We start from the raw sequence: 762 nt of genomic DNA on the forward strand, positions 1-762 counted from the left end.
CCCCTCACCCCCTCCCCGGGCCCGGCGGAGGACCCGCCAGGCGAATAGCCGGGAGCTGGCCCGGCCCGGTCCCGTCCGGTCCGCAGGAATTCCGCGGTGCATGTCATCCAAGGGGCGATCGCGCGGAGTTGGTGAGGGTGGAGAGGCTTCTCTCCGGCGGGTCCGCCCCGCCCGACCGCGAGGAGATGTCGTCCCTGGCCCCGAGACGTACCCCAGCGGCTGCCGGTGCGCACGCCCTGTTGAACGCCCGGTCCGCGTGGGCGGCTTGACCGGGCGCCGGGCGTCCCGCCCCCCGACACCTGCCGGGAAACCGCTCGCAGACGCTGCCCGGCAGCTGACCTCCGGCTATGTGCGGTACGGCCTGGCGGGGCATTGCTCCCGCCGGGCCGTACCGCGTGCTCGTGAGAAGGACGTGGGAAGGATCAGCCCCGCAGGGCGGGCAGGCCGCGTAGCGGCGAGGGGAGGAGCTTCTGGCAGGAGTGCGAGGCCGGGGCGGTCAGCGCGTCCGACTTGCAGTCGTAGTAGTCGCGGTAGGCGAGCTGGAAGCCGTAGGTGGTACCGACGATCGCGAGGGTGAGCGCGCTGGTGATGATGCCGGCCCAGGCCGCGGTGAGGAAGGAGCGCTGGGCGTCCGGGCCGGGCGCGGGGGGCGCCGGACGGGGGGTCTGGCTGGCTTTGGCGAGTGCGGAGGCGGCCTGGGCGCGGGCGTTGGCGCGGTCCTCGGGGGACATCCGCAGCGCGCTGATGCCCCAGTAGAGGGCG

Annotated in this window: 1 pseudogene; it reads right to left on the minus strand. The window is 74.5% G+C overall.

Annotation, left to right across the window (positions count from 1 at the left end):
• Nucleotides 1–422: 422 nt before the first annotated feature.
• Nucleotides 423–762, minus strand: a pseudogene (locus tag AC13HU_RS37885) (hypothetical protein); the annotation flags it as partial.

The organism is Streptomyces sp. NH27 (assembly GCF_056859195.1).